The organism is uncultured Campylobacter sp. (assembly GCF_938030145.1).
Lineage (GTDB): Bacteria > Campylobacterota > Campylobacteria > Campylobacterales > Campylobacteraceae > Campylobacter_B.
This window is the reverse complement of record NZ_CALHGM010000038.1, coordinates 1-21636: the sequence shown is the minus strand read 5'-3', so window position 1 is coordinate 21636 and position 21636 is coordinate 1. Positions and strand designations below refer to the sequence as shown.

Sequence of the window (21636 nt, the reverse complement as noted above, 5' to 3'; positions counted from 1 at the left end):
GATTTTATGATAAATTTAAAGATTACCGGCCTATTATAGCGGGGAAAATAAAAAAGCTTGGAGATTCATTATTTTCATGCAGCTTTGTTGTCTTTCAATAGCTTCGTTGTTCTTTTCGGTAGATTCATTGCTTTTATGAAGTCTCGTTATTATTTCAGCAGTTTCATTATTTTCAGGAACCTTATGCTTCATTGTTTTCATAAAGCCTCATTGTTTCTTATAAAAAGGCTCGGTGATAGAGAATGGTAGAACTTGATATGTGGATGTTATGAAAGGCATAATAAGAAAGGAAGGATGATGGATATTAAGCAAGGAAAGCGTTCAAGGCATTCGTTTTTAGGATTGCGTTTTATGCGGAGGATTCCAGGGGTTGGTTTTGAGTGGAATATTTTGTTGAAGGGCGTATGCGGGTTGGGCTTTGAAGGCATAAAGGATGCGAATATGTTGTAAGCTTATGGAATCAACCTAGTTCTTTTCAGGATTTTTAAGAAGAGTAAAGGTCTCAAGCGTAAAAACCCCATGTAAGGATGGAGATATTTGCAAAATTTTGTCTGTCCTCATGCAAGCATTTTAAATTTACCGTATCAAAATTTAATCGTTCGCTTTAATAATACACTCGCTACGATTTTGAAAGATAGTAACTTATAAGGCGACGTTTTAAATGTACCGCCTCATATAAAATTTCTAACCTAAAGCGATATGCCGGCAAGGAATGAAATGCCAGCATAATTATAAGACATAACCCTTAAAAGGTATAATCCTAAATAGCCCTTAACTCATGTAAACTTGCATATCATCCTTGCGAATATCTTTTTGGTTAAATTCCAAAGCTTCCGAGTTATCGGCATAGACGTTTAGCTGCTCTATAATCTTGTTTACCGTATCTTGGCTTAAGAAAGCATTGTCTTTTAAAGTATCCTCTTGAATAACGCCCGGAGCAGAGTTTAGATCCACGGTATTGCTAACGCTAAGATTGGAATTTAGATTAGAGGTACTCAAATTTGAATTATCGCAATACTTTGAAACGATAGCCTTTAGTTTGTTCTTATCGCCGCCGCCTAAAACCATATCCCAGTTGGATTTGGAATTTAAGCTAAGTTCATTGGTTTCTTTTGAAGCAGATGAGACTTCGTTTTCATCGCTCTTAGTAGAATATACAGAGTCTATCGGCGAGAGCGTTGCAGGCTTTACATCATCCGAGCTTTTCAAGAATGACGAAATTTGAGCTTCGTTATCTATGTCTAGCTTGGCATTCATCATTAAAGCGGGTTTTGCAGCTAGCGAAAATGTCTCCGTAGTGCTTGCCAAAGAAGCCGCTTTAGCATTATTTGCTTCATAATCCATACCGAATGCTCTGTAAATATCCGCTGCCTTAATATTTAGATATTTACCGATACGAAATTCCTCTATGACATTATCTCGGTTGCTAAAGAAACCTTTTACTTCCAAGATATCGTTCTTTGCATTAGAATCTGCCGGAGTAATGATCAATCTAAGATCATCCGAGCCGTTCTCGCCGTAATCATAGCGGACTCTTTTTACGGGATTTTTATATATGACCTTATCGTAGCCTCCAAGATCCATTATGGTTTTTGCTCCTCCGTCATAGGTAAAGATATTATCTTCCTTTCCTCCTATCATAGTGTTTGCATCGCCTTTAAGCTTAGCGTTTTTTAAGATGAAGTCATTATTTAAAGTGATGCCGTCTTTAAATTCGATATTTAAGTTTGTTACAAAATAGCGCCTTTTTTCATAATTATACCCCGAGGTAGTACTATAGTCCTCTATTAATACGGTATCGTTTGAAGAGGCATTCGAGATAAGCAGGGTAGAGTTGATCAAATTTAGATCAAATCTTACATCTTTTTTATCCCAATCTTTAAATTTAATAAGGTCTTTATTTTTAAGCATCTTTATAATATCTTTTCCATCGCCCTTAGAAAAAACAAAAGTGTTTTTATATGGACTGTCTTTTTGTCCATAATTGTCATAATAATCTGCACCTATTAGAATATCATCCCCCTTACCGCCTTCTAGTATATTGCTCATATCTGGATAACCGCTTATTGTGTCACTACTATCAGTGCCGCTTAGCGATAGCTGCTTGATATCAATAAAGCTTAGTTTGTCTCCGTCGGCGAATTCGAAGGTCTGTATGATATTATTCTCATTAGCCCAATCTCGGTGTAACATATCTTTTAAAGTTATCGAACCATCTGATTTCTTAAAAGATATGACAAAATCACCAAATTCTTCATATTCTTTATTAATAGGTACTCTCGTTACTATTAAGTCATCCTTGCTTATACCTTCTCCAAATCTCAAAGTATCATTATTGGTAGTATTTGGCATCCAATCATATTTATTTAGTATAGTGTCATTTCCATCACCTTTGTTATAAATATAGACATCGTCCCCCATTCCTCCTTCAAGCAGATCATCTCCCTTACCGCCGATTAAAGTATCACTGCCTGTATTGCCATAGAGCTTATCGTTTCCGGCCCCACCTTCAATTACGTTATTTGAACCGGTATAGCCCGATATAGTATCGTCCATATCGCTTCCGATCAAGGACATACGCCCAATTTCATCTAAATTTGCAATTTCTCCATTCGAAAATTCCAAGAAATTTATAGTACGTTCTTTATTTAATTTATCATTACTTATGATTTTTTTAATTGTCATACTATCGCTAGTATTATTTTTAAATGATATGATTAAGTCTTCGTATCCATATTTATCCTTGTTGGCTCTTTTTATCATTACATCATTTTTTGATATATTTTCGCCGAATTTAATAGTGTTGTTCTCTCCGTTGGGTTCAATGATATCGTTTCCATCGCCTTTATTAAATACAAATACATTATCTGCCATATATCCGCCATTAAGCGTATCATCCCCCTTGCCGCCTTCAATAATATTTTTATCTCCTTTATGAAAGCCATTGATTTCATCATTTTCATCCGTTCCTATTAAAGAAAGTCTTTTCATCTCTTCAAAATTTAAAATTTCACCATTAGAAAATTCGAATTTTTCTATTAAGCGATCGGCTATATTGTCTTTGTTTCTAAAAATATCGCTTAGCTCTATACGGTCGTTGGAACCTTTTATCGAGATAGTTAGATTTTGAGTATTGGAGTAGGTACCTGAAGTTATCTTGACTGATAAATCTTTCTTGCTTATACCTTCACCAAATTTGATTGTATCTGATCCGTCCGTATCCATTATTATATCTACCCCATCGCCTTTATTAAATATATAGGTATCGTCGCCGTAACCACCATTGAGGGTATCGTTGTCTGCCCCTCCGATTAAAGTATCATTGCCTTTTTACCCATAGAGTTCATCGTTTCCGTCTTTACCTACAAGGATACTATTTAAATCTTCCAAACCCCGTATCGTTTCATCTCTATCGGTACCGATTATAAATAATTTCTCAATATCTCTAATATCTATTTTGTCGCCATTGGCAAATTCTAGGGTTTTTAGTATTGTGGCATCAATCCTGTTCCCATTAACAATATTTTTTAAAATAATAGAATCGTTCGGAGAATCTTTAAAAAATATCACAAAATCTTTTATGTACCCATCGCCTTGTATAGTTGCGCTTAAATCTTCTTTTTTAATTCCTTCTCCAAATTTTATCTTATCTTTACCATATCTATCTATTATAGTATCCGCTCCATCACCCTTATTGTAGATATAGATGTCGTCCCCCATATCGCCGTTGAGGGTGTCATCTCCTTTTCCTCCGATTAAGGTATCGTTGCCGCTACCGCCCTCGATTAGGTCGTTTCCGTCTCCGCCATACATAGTATCATTCCAGCCTTGACCGTAGAGCTTATCATCTCCGCCCTCTCCTTTGATGATATTATCTGCATGGACATAACCTACAATGTTCTCATTACTGTCGGTACCAATCAAAGATAGCTTTTTGATATCTTCAAAGTTTAGCTTATCGCCATTAGCAAATTCAAAATTTTCTATTATGTTATTATCTCTATTTTTGTTACTATCGATAACGTTTTGTATAGTAATAGAATCATTCGGAGAATTTTTAAAGAAGATGGCTAAATCCGAATATTCCTTTCGTCCAGTACGATCATTCATTCGCGCAACTCTTTTGACGATGAGATCCTCTTTGCTTATTCCTTCGCCAAATTTTATAGTATCGGCTCCTCCATTATCAGTTACGGTATCGTTGCCATCGCCTTTATTGAAGATATAGGTATCATCTCCATATCCGCCGTTTAGGATATCGTCGTCTTTACCGCCGATTAAGGTATCGTTACTTTCGCCGCCGTCAAGAAGATCATAACCTGATCCGCCGTTTAGGGTATCGTCACCCCTGTCGCCGTAAAGTTTGTCGTTTCCTTTATCGCCATTTATGACATCGTTACCATCTTGTCCGTAAATTTCATCGTCTCCACCCAAAGCATCAAATTCATCATCCTTATCGCTGAGATAAAATTTGTCGCTTCCTTCGGTTGCTTTTATATGGGAGCGATTAAGGATATCTTGATAGCTTAAAACAGAACCATCTTTAAAGACTATATTTTCTATAGCATGTCTGAAGAGCTTATTTTTGATAGTTATAGTATCGTTTGAAATTTTTGAGCTTATAACTATGTCATCCAAAACTTTTTTTATGTCTATATCATTCAAAGCAAAATCGTTAAATTTGATAGTATTATTGCCGGTATAATCCTCTACGGTGTCATTTCCATCTCCTTTGTTGAAGATGTAGGTATCGTTGCCTGCTCCACCGATAAGCATATCATTTCCAGTTCCTCCTATTAAAATATCATTGTCTTCACCGCCATAAAGCTCGTCATTACCGCTTCCTCCGATGAGAGTATCGTTGCCTTGACCGCCTATAAGTATATCATTGCCTTCTCCCCCATCTATAATATTGCTCTTCCAGTTCCCGTAAATTTTATCATCTCCGCCAAGGGCATTAAATTCATTGTCTTGGTCGTCAAGAAAAAATTTATCGTCCTCTTCAGTTGCTTTTATGGAAGAGTTATTTAGAATAGTTTGATATTCCCAAGACGTGCCATCTTTAAATTTTATAGTATTTATAGTACTTTCACCATTATTATTGTAAAAACGTTGCAAGGTAACGGTATCATTTGAAATTTTAGAATTGATGACCACATCATTAAATATTCTTTTGATATTTATATCATCCGCGCTAAAATCATTAAATTTTATAGTATTAGATCCTTCAATATCGTAAATAACGTCATTGCCATCTCCCTTATTGAATATATAGGTGTCGTCCCCACGTCTTCCTTCGAGTTTATCGTCTCCTTTACCTCCGATTAGCGTATCATTGCCGTTATCTCCATAAATAGTATCATTTCCTTCGTTACCGTAAATAACATCATCGCCGTCCCCGCCCCATATTATATCGTTTTCAAGACCCGCATCAAAGGTATCATCCCCATCCGAAAGATAGAGTATGTCGGCTCTATCTGTAGGACTTGGTAATGCAGACTTTAACATGTCGTCCAGATTATAAACGCTACCGTCTGCAAACGATATGGTTCTTACGGTATTATTATGAGTTATTCCGGAATTTATAGAGTAGAAATTCTCAAGGGTAATACTGTCCCGTAGCATTCCGGAATCTTCTTTTACTGAAATTACAAGCTTATTGGGATCTCTTTTGAATTTTAGATCTTCTTTTCTTATATTGATCCCAAATTTTAAAGTATCAATTCCGCTTGTATCATAAATAACATCGCTACCGTCACCCTCATTAAATATATAGGTGTCATTGCCTTCTCCTCCATTAAGCCAATCATTACCCTTACCACCATTAATTGATTTGGTGTAATTATTGGCTCTAATATCATCATTGCCGTTGCCTCCTTCTATAATATGAGGAGTATTTATACCTGCACGAATGACATCGTTTCCTTCGGTCCCCATAATTTTTATGTTATCAATATCGCTAAGTTTTAAAATCTCTCCATTTGCGAATTTTATATTTTTTATAGAAATTCTATTGATAATTACACTATCGTGAGGAGTGCTTTTGAATGATATTTTTAAATCAGAGCCAAAATTGATCGCATTAAATTCTAGATCACTTCTAGAAATTCCTTCTCCGAATTGTAAGGTATTGATTCCGCCGGCATCCGTTATAATGTCGTTGCCATCACCTTTATTAAATGTATAAGTATCATCTCCGTATCCTCCATCAAGAATATCATTTCCTTTGCCGCCAATTATAGTATCGTTGCCATTATTTCCATAGAGCGTATCGTTTCCCTCTCCACCATTGATGACATCATCTCCATTGCCGCCCCAGATCTCATCATTACCAAGACCTGCATCAAAGGTATCATTTCCATTCGTTAAATAAAGCTTGTCATTTTTATCGGTAGAGTCTAGTGGAGCTAGCTCAAGAATTTTATTTAAATCATAAACGGTTCCATCGGCAAAAGCTATAGTTCTTACGGTGTTGTTTCCGATTTCGGGATTTACGGAAAAGAAATTTTGGATAGTTATGCTATCGTCACTTGCTCCATTGTCGCCTTTGATTGAGATTATAAGCTTATCAAGCTCTCGTCTGAAACTTACATCATTAGGAGTTATGCCTTCTCTGAATCTTATTTTATCATTGCCTATTGTATCATAGATAATATCGTTACCGTCGTCTCTGTCAAATACATACATATCATTGCCGTATCCACCATAAAGCGTATCGTTACCTTTTCCTCCTACTATAAAATTATTCTCGGAATTTCCATTGATAATATCATTACCATCCGTACCACTAATATATGTATTAAAACATATAGATAAAAATTTATTATCACTACCGCAAAAATTCAATAGATTTTCTTTTAGATTCTCTTGAAATATGGGTTTATATGCGCTAGTATCCCTTACATTATCTATTAGATTTACAATTTCATTATATTTCTCATCTTTATATAGCTGCATAAGCTTAGAATTTAAAGCATCAAATTTATAGCTTAGCTTTCCATTTTCTCCTAGGTGCATAAGATCTAAGTTTGATCCATATCGGAGTATGTCGTTTGAGGCTCTATAGCAGCATAGACATAGCGTTTAAAAATATCGAATCTTTCTTTAATGATATTGGCAGATATCCTGATATTTGTATCATTGGAGCTTCCATGCCAAGTAAAAGGCTTGCCCGTAAGCTTTTCATAAACATTTACAATCCTACTATTGATAGAAGTAGTTCTAGAGTTTGGATTCATATCGCTAACTCCGGCCCATTCGTAGATCAGCTCATCAATATGCTTCTTTCTATCCTCCGGCTTTAGCATCAGATATAGATTTATCATAGTAGCCAGCTTTTCGTTCTTACCTGCCACGACTCTTAAAGAGCTTAAATTCCCGCTGGCCATTACTTGAGGTAGGGCTTGGACTTCTGGCAGGAGCTTGCTTTGATCTATTATCTCTTCAGTTTTGTTTAAATTTACCTTCATCCATACGTCGTTAGCATCTAAGGTAGAGCCGTCTTTAAGAGTAACTTTAGAGCCTTGTTTTACGGTATTAGAATTCTCATCTATCGTTATCTCTTTGTAGTTTAGATCTATACTTTTGATATTATTATCCGCAAGCGAGCTTAGCTCTCCTTCATCGGCAATGCCATTAGAATTCGTACCTTTCCAAATTTTAAGCTTATTAAATATCTCGTCCTTTTCATCTATTACGTTGTCGCCATTTGGATCATAGGCCTTTAGAGCCTCATAGCCGTTGGTCGCTTTTTTATCTGTGTATCCGTAAGCGGCATTTGAAATAGTATGATTTCCGAATAGTTCATTTCCATTGTCTATTTTACCGGACACTATCCCCTATCCCTCAAACAGATCAAAATTTTATCCGCAAATTCTCTAAATTTTAAAATAGCTACCACTTTTGCGAGATAGGCAATTTAAAATTTTAAAATACGTCGGCGAGAAAGTAAGGGCAAAATTTATCTGTCTTGTAAAAATTTTACATCGTAGTATTCGAGCAGAAGCGGAAAGCGGCAGTAAATTTTATCGGGTAGCGCCTTTTTTGTATGCTTAAGCAATGCGATTCGCGCTAATAATTTTCCCGCGATACTACATAATCTTGATCGTCTGCATTAAACCATCACTATTTTCGCGTAGTCTTATTTCCATACAGGTATGAAATAAAATTTCAGAACTTCAAATTTTACGCCGCAAATTACTAGCTATTGCCGCGCGCTTGCATTGTTGTGTATATATATTTTAATCGTGGCAAAATTTAAACCCGTGGCGATTCTAATATCTTGATCGAAGCGCCGTATTAAATTTAAAATTTATCTCAAAAGAGGCAGCCCCGTCTTAAACTCTATAAACTATCAGCTTGCCCCTTCGCGCGCCAAAACGACTTTGAAGGTTTTTAAAATAATGACGATGTCGTTCCAGATCGACCAGTTTTTCATATACCACGTATCCATGCCCGCTCTAGTCGCAAAATCCACGTCGCTGCGCCCGCTCACCTGCCAAAGCCCCGTGATACCGGGCTTAACGGCGAGTATAAGATCTGCGTATTCGCCCATATCTTTGCGCTCGTATTGCGCGCACGGGCGAGGACCTACGATGCTCATTTCGCCCTTTAGGACGTTGATCAGCTGCGGAAGCTCATCGAGCGAGCTTCTGCGCAAAAAATCGCCCAGCTTCGTGATCCGCGGATCGTGCTCGTATTTGTGATACTTTTCAAAATACTCCACCTCTTGCGGATTTTGCTTGAGATACTGAGCTAAAATTTCGTCCCCGTTTTCTTTCATCGAGCGAAATTTCAGACACCCAAACGGTTTGCCGCCAAATCCCATCCTTTGATGCGAAAAAAATATGCGCCCCGCGGGCTCTTTTAGCTTCATCATTAGCGCGATTATGCCAAAAATCGGCACCAGCAAAGGAAGTGCTAAGAAAATTAGCGCCAAATCAAGCCCGCGTTTAAGAGCTAAATTTAAAGGGCTTTTCAGAGAATTTCGTATCGCAAAGAGGCTGGTACGTGAGGCAAAAACGCTGTAAATATCTGCCTGCGTAAAATCGTATGAGCGCAGCACGGGGGTGAATAAAATTTCTTTGTTCTTTCTGATATTATGCTCGATAAGCTCGTTCAAGGCTTTTGCGCCAAGCCTGCTTCCTCCTATGAACAGCACGTCGTAATCATTGCCTAGCGCTCTTACATACCCAAGATATGTGCTTCCTAAAACAGCACTTTCAAACTCCTCGCCCTCGCCTAAAATTTTTGCCCTCTTTTGCCATAATCCAAATTTAAAAAGTTTTCTTTTCGTTACGAGCTTAAAAAGCGGCAAAACCACTGCCATAAAGACAAAGCTCAAAATAAAGCTAGCTCGCGAAAATTCATAATTTACTTTGATTAAAGCAAGCAGCGCGAGGCTTAGCAAAAGCCCCAAAAAACAGCTTTTTACTAAAATTCTACTCTCGTGCCAAAAATCATACCGCCTCGAATAGATCCCTTGATAGAAAAATAGAAATATCATTATGACATAGGACGGCGCGAAGCCCTGATACCTGCCGATGTCCAGCAGCACGTTATCGCCGTAGAGCAAATTTTTAAGCACCACGGCAAGCCCGAAGCAAAGCCAGATGCCGAAAATATCGACCGCCAAGATTATCAAAACGCAGAGTTGCTTTTTCATCCTAACTCCTATTAAAATCATCTTGCAGGCGCACGATATCGTCCTCGCCGGTGTAGCTGCCGACTTGAGCCTCGATTAGCACGACGGGGATTTTGCCCTCGTTTGCAAGGCGATGGACCTCGCCCATCCTAATGAATGTCGATTCGTTCTCGCGCAGCAAGAAATTTCGCTCGTTAACAGTCACGGTTGCGGTGCCGCTAATGACGATCCAATGCTCATTGCGATGATAATGCTTTTGTAGCGATAATCGCTTGCCAAGCTTAATGACGATGCGCTTGATCTTGTAACCGCGCTCATCTTCAAGTACCGTGTAACTGCTCCACGGGCGGTGCGTCGTTACGTGCACGCGCGCTAGATCGCTATCCTTCAGCCGCTCCACCACCTGCTTTACCTTTTGGGTAGAGCCTTTTTTGCATATGAGCAGGGCGTCTTTGGTATCGACGATAGCGAGATTCTCGATGTCTATGGCGGCTATCGTGCGGCCCGAGCCGATGATGAGATTGTTTTTAGAATTTAGAGCGATATTTTGCTCGCTTGCGGTGTTGCCGTTCGCGTCTTTAGGCAGTTCGGCGTCTAAACTATCGAAGCTTCCCAGATCGCTCCAACCGATGTCTGCAGGTACGACCTTGGCAAGGCTCGTGCGCTCCATAACTGCGTAATCGATGCTATCTGCGGGTATCTCTTGCATATCGCCTAGTTTAATTCTAATCGGATTTTCCGCGTTAGAATTTTCATGCGCACGAACGCAGGCTTCGTAAATTTCAGAGCTCTGCGCCTTTAGTTCGCCTAAAAATACGCCAGCTTTAAACATAAACATGCCGCTGTTCCAGTAAAAATTCCCCGCTTCTATGTAGCTTTGCACCGCTGCAAGCTCAGGCTTTTCGTAAAATTTTAACACGTCCTCGCCGTTTGCTTCGATATAGCCGTAGCCTGTATTTGCATCCGCTGGCTTGATACCAAACGTCACCAAAAATCCCTGCTTCGCAAGCTCGCGTGCGCGCAAGACGCTGTTTTTATACGCCGCCTCATCTCTAATTAGATGATCGCTCGGCGTTACGAAAACGATCTCCTCGGCCTTTAAGCTCAAACACGCAAGCGCAATCGCAGGAGCTGTGTTTCTACCGACGGGCTCGAGCAGAAATTTCACGCCGCGCGCGCCTAAAACCTCAAGCTGATCGAGCGCCAAAAAATACTGCTGCTCGTTTGAGACGACAAGCGTGCGCTCGCATAGCGTGGAGTTTCGCTCGTAGCTCATCATAAAAAGCGAGCGATCGTCAAAGAGGCGCACGAACTGCTTTGGCATAAGCGTGCGGCTGATGGGCCACAGCCTCGTGCCGCTGCCGCCGCTTAGGATTATATTAGTCATTTAGGCCGTCCTTAAATTCCTCATATTTTTTCTCGACGTAGCTTTTGATCTCGGCTTCAAATCTCTCTTTTGAAAATTTTAGAGCATTTTTTCTGATGGCTATAGGATCAAATTTATCTATATTTATTTCAAATTTATTAATTGCATCTATAAGCTCATGCACATTTTGATTATAAAAATAAACGCCTGTTTGCATGTCTACAATAGTCTCTTTTGTGCCGCCTCTTCCCAAGCAAATCACAGGTGTGCCACAAGCCTGCGCCTCAACTGGTGCTATACCAAAATCTTCTTCTGCCATAAAAACAAAAGCTTTCGCTCTACTCACATAATTGCTGATAGCAATTTTATCCAAAAAACCTACAAATTCAATATTACTATTAGATAAGTTTTTTAAATACTCTCTTTGGCTACCATCGCCGACTATTATTAGTTTTTTATCTTTTAACACATTAAAGGCCTTCACAATTATATCAAATCTTTTATATGGTTCCAACCTACCAACACTAACATAATATGACTCCTTTTTTGTTTCTAATCCAAAACTATCAATATCAACTGGCGGATAAATTACTACAGAATCTCTCCCATACCTACTCTTAACCCAAGACTGAACAAACTTTGAGTTTGATATTATAAAATCAGGTTTTTTTGATGCCTCTATATCAAATTTTTGCAAATACGGTATTATAAATTTAAATATTCTCTTTATTCCGGTAAAGTATAAATTTCGTTCTTCCCATATATATTTCAAATTTCTAGCTTGAAAATAAGATATATGTAAAGCTCCTTGGGATGTTACATATTTTGAAATAGCATGCGAAGAGCTAATTACCAATTTAGTGTCTTGTGGCAATTTTATGCTCTTTATAAAATATGGAAACAAAGGTAAAAAATATCTAAATCTCTTACCAAATAAATTTAATAAAGTATGGTTGATTTTAGGGATATTTCCATTAAATATTTTATCAAGATCCTCTTTGCACATTATATTCACAAGAGTGTAGCATTCATCAAATTTAAATATTTTATGCAAAGAATTAATGACGCGTTCCGAGCCTGCATATTTATCCAGCCAATCAACAACTAAAATTTTTTTCATATTAATCTCCATTTATAATATATACTATTTCACAAATAATCAATTTCTTTTTATAATTTACCTATCCACATCCTTTTACTTTCAGCGTATATATAAGCCAATTCACGTCAAAACAATATCACTTTCATCACGTTTTGCTGCAAGCAATTAATTTTATTACAAACCAGAATTCTATTACTCCAAGGCTTAATTTTACAAAATCCACAACCTACAATTGGTATATAAATTATCTGAAACAATTTATTGACCTTTTTTAAAAGTAATCCTAAAAACCATATTGGCAAGCTGTTTGGTTGCGAATATCTTTATACTTCACAACTTATTTACTAAATTTATAATTTTATGTGCTGATTCCTCCCAGCTGAATCGCTTAATATTTTCAAAACCTTTAGCGCGAAGCTCGTTTTGTAAATTTTTATTATCTAAAACCAATTCTATCTTTGCTTCTATGTCATGAATATTTGTTGGATCAAAATACAAAGCACCGCTACCACAGATCTCCGGCAAACTCGTAGTTCCTGAACACAATACCGGGCAACCACATGCCTGAGCTTCAATTGGTGGAATTCCAAAGCTTTCATATAATGATGGAAAAACAAAAGCGATCGCATTCTGATAATAAGCCATTAAGATATTTTCATCATTAATTTGTCCGACAAATCTTACGTATTCGTTACTAGCTATATCGCTTGAACGAAATATTTTTTGATCACAGCCGCCCACTATGTATAATAAAATTTTTTTGCTTTTACTATTGATGTTATTTATAGCTTCAATCAAATTTACTATATTTTTACTCTTAGAGACTGATCCAACATATAAAATATATTCTTCAATATTGCCATTAAAAATATTACTTACAATGTTATTTTTACTTCGAACAATATAACTATTATATACTACATCTATATTGCGATATAAATTATATATATTTTTATAGTATGATAATATTTCCTGTTTTGTATAATTACTTACCGTAAAAATGAATTTACTATTTTTTATTATCAACGGAATTAGAAATTTATACATATTATGAAATAAAAAAGAATTCCATTCCTTATTTAAAAAAGACAAACTATGTATGACCGTAACTTTATTTTTATAGAATACTGGCGCCATATTGGCTAAATTTAATAACAATGGGTTCTGTCTCTTTACCAAAAACCTTGGTAATTCCAATTGCTCCCATAGATATCCTTGTAAATTTCCAATACAAATTACATCTAGCTCTTTTGCCACATCTATGTGAATTATATTTTTTGGAGCAATGAATCGAATATTATCTTTCAATATCCTTTTAAGCCACAATGAAATTTCAATTGCGAATCTTTGAACTCCAGTGATATTTTGGGTTAAAAACCTAGCATTGACAAACAGCATATCTTATACCTATAATATAATATTTAATCCACATATATACCGATTCCCTTCAAAAAAAATTTTAAGATACAGAACCAAGAAAGTTTCTGCAAATCATATTCTTTACCATGGCTATATTTTATTGCATTGCAAAACTCGTCTTTTGTATTAACCAAATAAATTATATCACTCATATCTTTAATCTGCTCCCACTCAACACTGACGACTTTTAATCCACAGGCAAGATACTCATACATCTTTAAAGGATTTATACTATTTACTAAATCAGGATAATCCTTAACATTAAAAGGAATTATGCCCACTTGCGAATTATATAAAAACGCGGGGATTTTAGTGTATGGAATAGAGCCTAAAATATGCACGTTTTTTAGCTTTTTAAGTAAAGATAGGTCTTTTTGCTCCGGACCTATTATAATAAAACTATAATTTGGCAAATTTTTAGCGCAGTAATGCACCAGGTCCACATCAAACCAATCATGTATTGCGCCTACGTAAATTACCCTAGGCTCAGGAATATCTTCAAGCTCATGCGGCAAAGACCTATCTGCCGCTTTAAAGAAATCAAGATCAATGCCATTTGGCACATATTTCATTTTAGATTTATCTTTTATTTGATCGTATTTTTCTTCTAAATTTTTCGCTGTATAAATGACTGCATCTACCTTGTTTGCGATATTTATCTCGGCATTAAACTGCGTGTCCGAAACCGCATTAAAGCCTTTTGAATAATCAGCTATCCTTAAAATAGATTTCTTATAAATTATAGCATCCAATAAAAAGCCAAATAATGGGCTATCAAACCACAATATATCAACCTCGCCAAAACCACGCTCCTTTATAAAATTTAATAAATTTGGATACGTAAAATTTTGCCAATTATTTAAAACGAAATTCGACGATAGAAATGGCTTGTTTTGAGGAGTAAAAAGGGAGCGTGGAACATAATAAAAAATACCGCCCGCGCTTTCGCCTCCTTTTTTATAAATTCTTTCCCGCTCTTTTAATTCGCTACTATTTGCAAAAATTTTATGTATCGGCGAGATGGGATTTGAGATAAAAAGCACCTCATATCCTAGCTTTTCAAACGCTCTGGCATAATGATGACTGCCGACCTGAAACGGCGAAGTATAGTAATTTGCAACGGCCATTAAAACTTTTTTAGACATTTTTCATCAGCTTCCCATATCCATTTGAATATAACTCAAATTTACTATAATAAAATTCCCTATTTGCCATATCGATAATCTCCAGCCTGCCCTCTTCTATCTCAAATTTTCTAATAATTTTTACGCCTTTGTATTCTGCGGTTAGACTTATAAAATTTTCTCCAAAATCCGCCACTTCGCATCTGCATTCCGCAAACATTCCAAATAGCCCTATCGTTCTCTCGCCCCAACTATTTTGTTCCAAATCGTCCACAATCGGCGCGTTGTGGGCCTTGATGCTTCGAAATTCATTTCTTCTGCCGGGGATCGGCGTATAAAGATAGGTGCCGGGATCCCTCGCTATGTCGCAGCCGTCTATCCACAGCTCGTAGCCTAGCTTGTCGTTGTGCGTGTGTCCGCCGTGACCCCTTTGCCCGAGCGGCGTAGCGCAGACGGCTAGGTAAAAATTACCTGATTTAAAGATAAAAATTCCACTGTCCGGATAAAATAGATTTTTGATTTCTTGCGAATTTGGAATTTTAAATTCCATGCTTTTTCGGTGCGGCAATTCGCTAAATTTCACGCCCGAAGCAATCGGACTTTTATATGTTTTATCTCCTGCTTGCAGCGTGCGCCCTGCGAGCGAGTGAGCAAAGCTCCTCTCAAAGCGCATATCGTTTTTAAATATCTTATAGTCAAAAATTCCGCCCATGCAGCTAATTAGCGTGGAGTGGTTTAAGATATTCTCGTCCCAAAACGGCTCGTCACCGCCCTCAAAGCCGCTTAAATTTAGATATTTTCGCGCGACTTGTTCATTGCTCAAGAACTCGCCGTTTGGGCTAAATTTAAAAAACCTACCGCTGTCGTTATCGCCGAATTGCGGTACTTCGCCGCTTGGCTTTGTAATGTCCGCGGTAAACCTGCCGATTTTATACAGCCTGTCCACGAACCACTGCGGCAGCGCGATTTGACCGTTTAGAATTTTAAATTCCTGCTTCTCCGGCGGCAAAAGCTTCGGCTTTTTGCGCCAAAGCTTTGCATCGTAATTTTGCAAAGATGAAATTTTCTCGCTTTTTAGACCCAGTATCAGAGCCGTGACATACGCCATCAGCTCGCCGCTTAGGCGGTGATAGCTCGTAGAACTCTCGAAATTTCCGCCGTCTTCGTAAAATTCCTTTTTCATTTCGCTAATTACTTCTTGCACGGCAAACGCCAGCCACGCGTCTGTCTCGCCGCCGTCCAAATACGCGCACGCAAACAGCAGGCCCACGATGTCGCTTAGATAGTGATTTGATGTAAGATGCGGCGAATATTCCAGATTATTTACGATATGGAGAGCGTGCTCATAGATGCTATTTGAAAAGGTCTGCCTGAAATTTTGATCCAAAATTCCGCCCTCATCCATCTGGCAAAACATATCGTAAGCAGCCAGCATATTGGCAACTCTAATTCCCACGTCCATCGTACAGGTCCAGTTTACGCCCATTCGAGGCGGATTGTTGCGGATAAAATCTAAAATTTGGTTTTTAAATTCCTTTAAATTTTGCTCCTTTAAACTCGGATCCGCCATCGCAAAAATAGCAAGCTGCGGCAGATGCTGCAACCTCGCAAGCTCCCACGGCACCTTTATATCGCTGCCGGGCTTATGGGCTATGCGTTGATCTTTGTACCATTTTTTTTCGCTCCACCGAAAGCCGCTTTTGAAATCCTTCTGCCAATCGATCGGCTCGTAGCCCTCTGGCACATTCGCGGGCGCTGTGACATTCATATCGTATTTGTAGCCCTCAAGCCCGAGCGCCGCGCTATCATAGCTATTTTTTACCCAGCCGCTACCGAGCAGATCAAATTTATGCTCAATGTACATTTTAGATAGATATTTTGCGGCATCCGGATCGATATTTGATACATCTAAATTTTTTATATTTATATAGCTAGTTTTTATGGTCGGAACGTTAAAATTTATGTGAGTATTTTTATTTATAAAATCAGTGCGACAATTGATAAAGTTATTTAAAAAAACAGTTATTTTATTAAATAGCTTTATCAAAACTATGCGAAATGGAGTAGAATATAGTCGCTTTAGATAATATAACATTATGCTTTCCCTATACGCGGACAGCTTTTGTATTCTTTGATTGCCCTAATAGCCAACCAGCTATAAAAAATCAGAGTTAATAGAAATAATAAAACTTCCGATAGCATGTTAAATATTTTAAATATATAAATTATACTAGGAAAGAATAAAAATAACAAATAATAAAAATACCCTAAAAATAATTTTGGATATATTTTTTTGGAAACTATCATATATACAACGAATCTAAAAAATGAAATAACCGCTATACAATATATAAAGAAGTAAAAATCAAAATAATATGCACAAAACAAAAGAGAAGATACGCTTAGCGCTCCTACAAATATCTCCAAATAAGAAAAATAATGACTTTTCCCAGAAATCTGAATATTTAATTCAAGAATTCTCGAAATCAATGTGCAATATCCGCTGAATAAAAATATGAATAGGAAGTGCTGATACTCTATATATTTCTCTCCCGCAAATATATATACGGCATAATATGAGCCCAAAATAAAAATGCACATCATAAATCCATATCCGTTAAAAATTATATTAAGCATCATCTTATAGATTCCGATAAAATTTTTTTCCTTATAAAATTTAAGGACTCTCTGAGAAAAAACTATATAAAGCGGATCAAACATAATATAAATAGTTGATGCGATTTTTTGATAAACCGAAAAAATTCCATTAAATTCTCTATTTAAAAAAACTTTATCAATGATAAATTGTGGGCTTAATGATGATAGGTATGACCCGACAATACCGGGCGCAATTTTTATGGAAAATAAAAAGGAATTTTTTATGATGTGATAATTTACGCCAAACAGCCAACCTTTAATAAAAAAGCTAAAATAACTAACCAGGGAGACAACTGTGCTAGAAAACAACATAGCATATATTATATTGATCGCATTACCCCCTATATCGTAATTTTTTATAATAAAATAAAATATAATTGTTAAGAGTATCTTACTAATTATAATTACTCCATATTGCATATCCTTTTCTTCCAACCTTTTTTGATACTGTATAAGATATATCATGCTATCAGAAAATGACAAAATAGACAAAGCAATAAAAATTTTCCAACTCAATAAATTAAAATAATTTATAATACACAATAACAATATACCCATAATTACATGAGAAAGAAATGTAACATTAACGATGCCGCAAAATAATTTATATCTGGATTCTTCTGTAGAATATTCGTAGTAATATCTTGCGTATCCGGATTTAAATTCTAGCGATAGTAAAAAAGATAAAAATACATATATAGTCATGTACAGTCCATATGCACCCATATCATTCATGCTTAAAGTATGAGCAATATATGAAAAAAATAGTACAGATAAAATTTTTTCAATCATCAAAAAAATAGTATATAAAGATATCGTCTTAAGAAACCTTTTAAGCATTCTCTACTTTCTTAAAAACATAGAAATACCCCAAGGAATTATTTTTATATTTATTTTTAAATACCTTTAATCTACCTATTAGATCTAAAAGTCTAAAAATTACGTTTATCGGCAAGTAAAATATAGGACCCAAAAAGGGTTCTATCCTGAGACTACTTAGTGTATTTCGTATAATTGATATAAAACAAAAGCCTACGTTTGCAAAATCTCCACCATATGTATCATATCTTATAAGTTCTAAATTCACTTTTTTTGCTAGCTTAATCATGGCATTTGGAGCAAATCTAAAAAAATCAAAGGGGGGATTATGTATGCTTGCATTTTGCGCTTCAAGAGCAAAATAATACCCACCATCTTTAAGCACTCTTGAAATTTCATAAAAAGTCTTCTTAATATAAAAAGAATCATCTAAAACAAAAACTGTCATAATTGCATCAAAATTATCATTCTCGCAAGGGATATTTTCAGAGCTACCTATTATATCCGGATTTGCATATTCGCATTCACACACATCAAGACCTACGTAATCAGATTTTTTTAGTAATTTCTTATATGGTTTTTTTCCGCAACCTATATCTAAAATTTTATACTTAGAATCAAAAAAAGAATCTATTGTCGCTATATATTTTATAACGTCTTTTAACAAGAATCTATATCCGGTAATCAAAGAAAAATGTCTGTCAAAATACATCTTTATGTCCCCTATATGTTCCTTCGACCAAATCATTAAAAAGCCATCTATTATTTTTCATAAAGCCTTCATAAATTTCTTTAGTTTGTATGTTTTCTAAGTACCTATGCTTCGAGATAAATGTTAGAAGCATTTTCCAATTACCTTTATATCTTATTTCAAACACTCCGTCTCCCATATCTAAAATATCGGTATTATTATAGCTCTCGTAATAATTAGCACATTCGCTAAAAGTAGCATACCAAACATCTTTATTCCTTAAATAGCCAAAGAGAAAATCTAAAGAATTTATATCATCATAAACATTTGGTGTTTGCCTCTTTCCATCTGGTCTAGCATTCATAAAATGCTCCGCTATACTAATCGCATATCTACTTTTCATCATTTTTTCTATCTTTACGATATTTAGCAAGTGTTTAATTTTACTTTTTATTGCATTTCCTCCATATATAAAAGCATCACCGCTTATATTTGACGGCATTTTTATAATTTTATTATCGCCATACTTCAAAGAAATGTTATTGGTAAAAGGCTTAAAGTCAAAGGACCACCAACGAAATTTTAAGTCAATTAGTCCTCCAACCAAATCCTCTCTGAAACTATAGCACGGAGTCCTTCCTCCCAAAATTTGGTAGCCAAATGTTTTTTTGAAAAGATCTAAATCGTTTTTTATAATATTAAAATATTCGCTCGGAGAATACTGCTCAAATTCTCTGCACCATTTTCTATCCATCAATGTAGCATTTGAATATCCATGATTATGTCCATGGTATGCTATCTCATCAGATCTACCAAGAATAGAATTTAATAGCTTTAAAAAATCATCATTATTGTATATAGATCCAGTTTTACCGTTATCTAAATATGTTGAGTGCGAATTCATTACCAAAAAATATGTAACTCTAATTTCCGGATATTTATTTAATAAATAGTTTACAAAATAATTGTATAGACCTCCATCACCTAATCCAAGATAACCGCAATCACATTGCTCTCTTAAAAAACGTGACTGACATTTTGAATTTGTAATATCGTCTATGCCGAAAATAATGGGGGAGGTTTTATCTAAAAACCATTTCGCTTTACTAATCATCTCTACTCTTTGCTTTAGCAATAAAAAATAGACCGTCATAATTTTGTCTTTTAGTGAACCGGTATACTAATATTCTTTTCAAAATTTTAATATAATCTAAAAAGGATTTTGTCTTAAAAAACATATTTTTGTTTTCTGAGTAATAATAGTCATATTTTTTCTCCACATATCCTTTTCTGTCCAATAATTGCTTTAATGTCTCAAAGCTATACCAACAAACATGCTCTTTATTTAACCATAAATTTTCGAGCTTTCCAGACTTTATTAGTCTAATACGCTCATTAGACCAAGGATTTGGCGTAGTGATGATTAATAATGATTCATCATGCATAAACCTTTTTATACCATCCAGCATTAGGCCAGGATTTTCAATATGCTCAATCAGTTCTCCACATACCACAATATCAAATTTATCTTGATATTCAAGCTTATCCAGTTGAGTAACATCTGCGTAATATGCAATATATCCGTATTTATCTTTCAAAATTTCTACATCTTCTTGCAAATAATCGAAACCGACCAAGGAGCTAGCAACTTCTGCAATTTTACTATGAAGCCAATCGTTGGATTTGATTTTTTGTTCATACAACTTATGCTGTATAAATCCTAGGTGTAAAACTTTTTTATCACAACATATTTTTATTATTTCATCTTTTCTAAAAATCACATTATCTAACATAAAACGTCCTTTACTTTATCACATAAATCATCTAAATTTCTATTTTTAAACAAAATTGTTCCCTCTGGCCTATCACATACATCACTAGCTATCGCAGGGCATTTAAAATATAAAGCCTCTCTAATGCTAAGGGCATCGCCATCGGTATTCGTAGGTCTTATCATTAAACTAGCCTTTTTAAATATAGGCCAAAGCTCTTTTTGCCCAGTCAGAAAATAAAAATTTTCCTCTAAATTTAACTCTTTTATACGCAGATGCATTTTATCTATATACTCCGTATTAACCTTTTCGTTTGCTAGTGCGAAAACAAATCCCAAATTTGGATATACGTTTTTTAGCTTAGCCGTAAGTTCTATGCACATATCAAGTCCGTATAGGTCGGTATTTTTATAAAAAGATATTTGAAATGCGTTTGCCGTTATTATTCGCGTCTTACTTTTTATAAAATCGTAAAAAGATTCTGGGTAGGTAGCTAAAATTTTATCTTCCTCCTCTAACGGCGGCGGCAAAAAAGCATGCTCGATTATAATGCTTTTTGGAATATGCAAATCTCTACTTTTGTAATCGTCTAAAATATGTTTATTAACTACCACCAAAACATCTACGTAATGAAAAAAAACCCTATAAACCAATGCCTTAAATTTAGAGGACTCTTCAAACAACCTTGGATTATGGCTAGTGGCAATTAAATCAAAATTTTTAAAAAGTCTAGCAATCATAAGCATAAAAGCTATCGTTATGCTAAACGAGTGGATATTTATAGCTCGAAATTTTGTCCTACACAATACTGCAAACAAATCGATATATTTTTTAAAACTATTTTTGGACACATCAAATACTTGCGAATTATCTAGCGACTTACTAAGCCTATAAATATAAACCGACACTCCGCCAAGAGGAGGCGGATACGGTCCGATTATTAAAACTTTATCGTATTTTTTAAGCCTATCTTGCACTAACGAACTCATATCAAAAACGAAATCTCCGTCGTCTGCACCATATCCCAAAGCTCTATCGGCCA

The 21636-nt window shown here is 35.9% G+C and carries 16 protein-coding genes and 1 pseudogene; 1 reads left to right on the top strand and 16 read right to left on the bottom strand.

Going from position 1 to position 21636, the window contains the following annotated elements; translation table 11 throughout:
• Positions 1-33 precede the first annotated feature (33 nt).
• Complete coding sequence (locus Q0323_RS08215) at positions 34-201, bottom strand: hypothetical protein (RefSeq protein WP_298053426.1); 168 nt, start codon at positions 199-201, stop codon at positions 34-36.
• A 96-nt stretch (positions 202-297) separates the two neighbouring features.
• Between Q0323_RS08215 and Q0323_RS08210 the strand changes: the two genes are divergently transcribed.
• Positions 298-450 carry a hypothetical protein gene (locus Q0323_RS08210; RefSeq protein ID WP_298053424.1) on the top strand — a complete coding sequence of 51 codons (153 nt, stop codon included), beginning with the start codon at positions 298-300 and terminating at the stop codon, positions 448-450.
• A gap of 321 nt (positions 451-771) precedes the next feature.
• Here the strand turns inward: Q0323_RS08210 and Q0323_RS08205 are convergent, their stop codons facing one another.
• From Q0323_RS08205 to Q0323_RS08140, 15 genes and pseudogenes are all read right to left on the bottom strand, one after another.
• Positions 772-3225, bottom strand: coding sequence for a calcium-binding protein (locus Q0323_RS08205; protein ID WP_298053422.1), 2454 nt, complete (start codon positions 3223-3225; stop codon positions 772-774).
• A 27-nt stretch (positions 3226-3252) separates the two neighbouring features.
• Positions 3253-3315 (bottom strand): annotated as a pseudogene (locus Q0323_RS11280) (hypothetical protein); the annotation flags it as partial.
• 15 nt (positions 3316-3330) lie between these two features.
• Positions 3331-7017, bottom strand: a complete 3687-nt coding sequence (locus Q0323_RS08200; RefSeq protein WP_298053421.1) for a calcium-binding protein — start codon at positions 7015-7017, stop codon at positions 3331-3333.
• 5 nt (positions 7018-7022) lie between these two features.
• Positions 7023-7832: a hypothetical protein gene (locus tag Q0323_RS08195; RefSeq protein WP_298053419.1), complete on the bottom strand. Its 810-nt coding sequence runs from the start codon at positions 7830-7832 to the stop codon at positions 7023-7025.
• Between the two features lie 521 nt (positions 7833-8353).
• A complete protein-coding gene (locus tag Q0323_RS08190) occupies positions 8354-9664 on the bottom strand; it encodes a sugar transferase (protein WP_298053416.1) in 1311 nt (436 codons plus the stop codon).
• Between the two features lies 1 nt (position 9665).
• Positions 9666-11030, bottom strand: a complete 1365-nt coding sequence (locus Q0323_RS08185) for a mannose-1-phosphate guanylyltransferase/mannose-6-phosphate isomerase (protein WP_298053414.1) — start codon at positions 11028-11030, stop codon at positions 9666-9668.
• Positions 11023-12129, bottom strand: coding sequence for a glycosyltransferase (locus Q0323_RS08180; RefSeq protein ID WP_298053411.1), 1107 nt, complete (start codon positions 12127-12129; stop codon positions 11023-11025). The genes Q0323_RS08185 and Q0323_RS08180 overlap by 8 nt, the downstream gene beginning before the upstream one ends.
• 312 nt (positions 12130-12441) lie before the next feature.
• The gene (locus tag Q0323_RS08175; protein ID WP_298053408.1) at positions 12442-13509 is read right to left on the bottom strand and encodes a glycosyltransferase family 1 protein; all 1068 of its coding nucleotides are present in this window, start codon (positions 13507-13509) and stop codon (positions 12442-12444) included.
• A 23-nt stretch (positions 13510-13532) separates the two neighbouring features.
• Entirely contained in the window at positions 13533-14675 is a 1143-nt protein-coding gene (locus Q0323_RS08170) for a glycosyltransferase (protein WP_298053404.1), read from the bottom strand.
• Positions 14668-16749, bottom strand: coding sequence for an alginate lyase family protein (locus Q0323_RS08165; RefSeq protein ID WP_298053401.1), 2082 nt, complete (start codon positions 16747-16749; stop codon positions 14668-14670). Before Q0323_RS08165 ends, Q0323_RS08170 begins: the two co-directional genes overlap by 8 nt.
• A complete protein-coding gene (locus Q0323_RS08160; RefSeq protein ID WP_298053397.1) occupies positions 16749-18017 on the bottom strand; it encodes a hypothetical protein in 1269 nt (422 codons plus the stop codon). The genes Q0323_RS08165 and Q0323_RS08160 overlap by 1 nt, the downstream gene beginning before the upstream one ends.
• A 127-nt stretch (positions 18018-18144) precedes the next feature.
• Positions 18145-18843 carry a class I SAM-dependent methyltransferase gene (locus Q0323_RS08155; RefSeq protein WP_297989518.1) on the bottom strand — a complete coding sequence of 233 codons (699 nt, stop codon included), beginning with the start codon at positions 18841-18843 and terminating at the stop codon, positions 18145-18147.
• Positions 18833-19936 carry a hypothetical protein gene (locus Q0323_RS08150; RefSeq protein ID WP_297989520.1) on the bottom strand — a complete coding sequence of 368 codons (1104 nt, stop codon included), beginning with the start codon at positions 19934-19936 and terminating at the stop codon, positions 18833-18835. Before Q0323_RS08150 ends, Q0323_RS08155 begins: the two co-directional genes overlap by 11 nt.
• The gene (locus Q0323_RS08145; RefSeq protein ID WP_297989521.1) at positions 19929-20615 is read right to left on the bottom strand and encodes a methyltransferase domain-containing protein; all 687 of its coding nucleotides are present in this window, start codon (positions 20613-20615) and stop codon (positions 19929-19931) included. Before Q0323_RS08145 ends, Q0323_RS08150 begins: the two co-directional genes overlap by 8 nt.
• A partial coding sequence (locus tag Q0323_RS08140) for a glycosyltransferase (protein WP_298053395.1) occupies positions 20609-21636 on the bottom strand: 1028 nt, incomplete at its 5' end. The genes Q0323_RS08140 and Q0323_RS08145, both read right to left, overlap by 7 nt.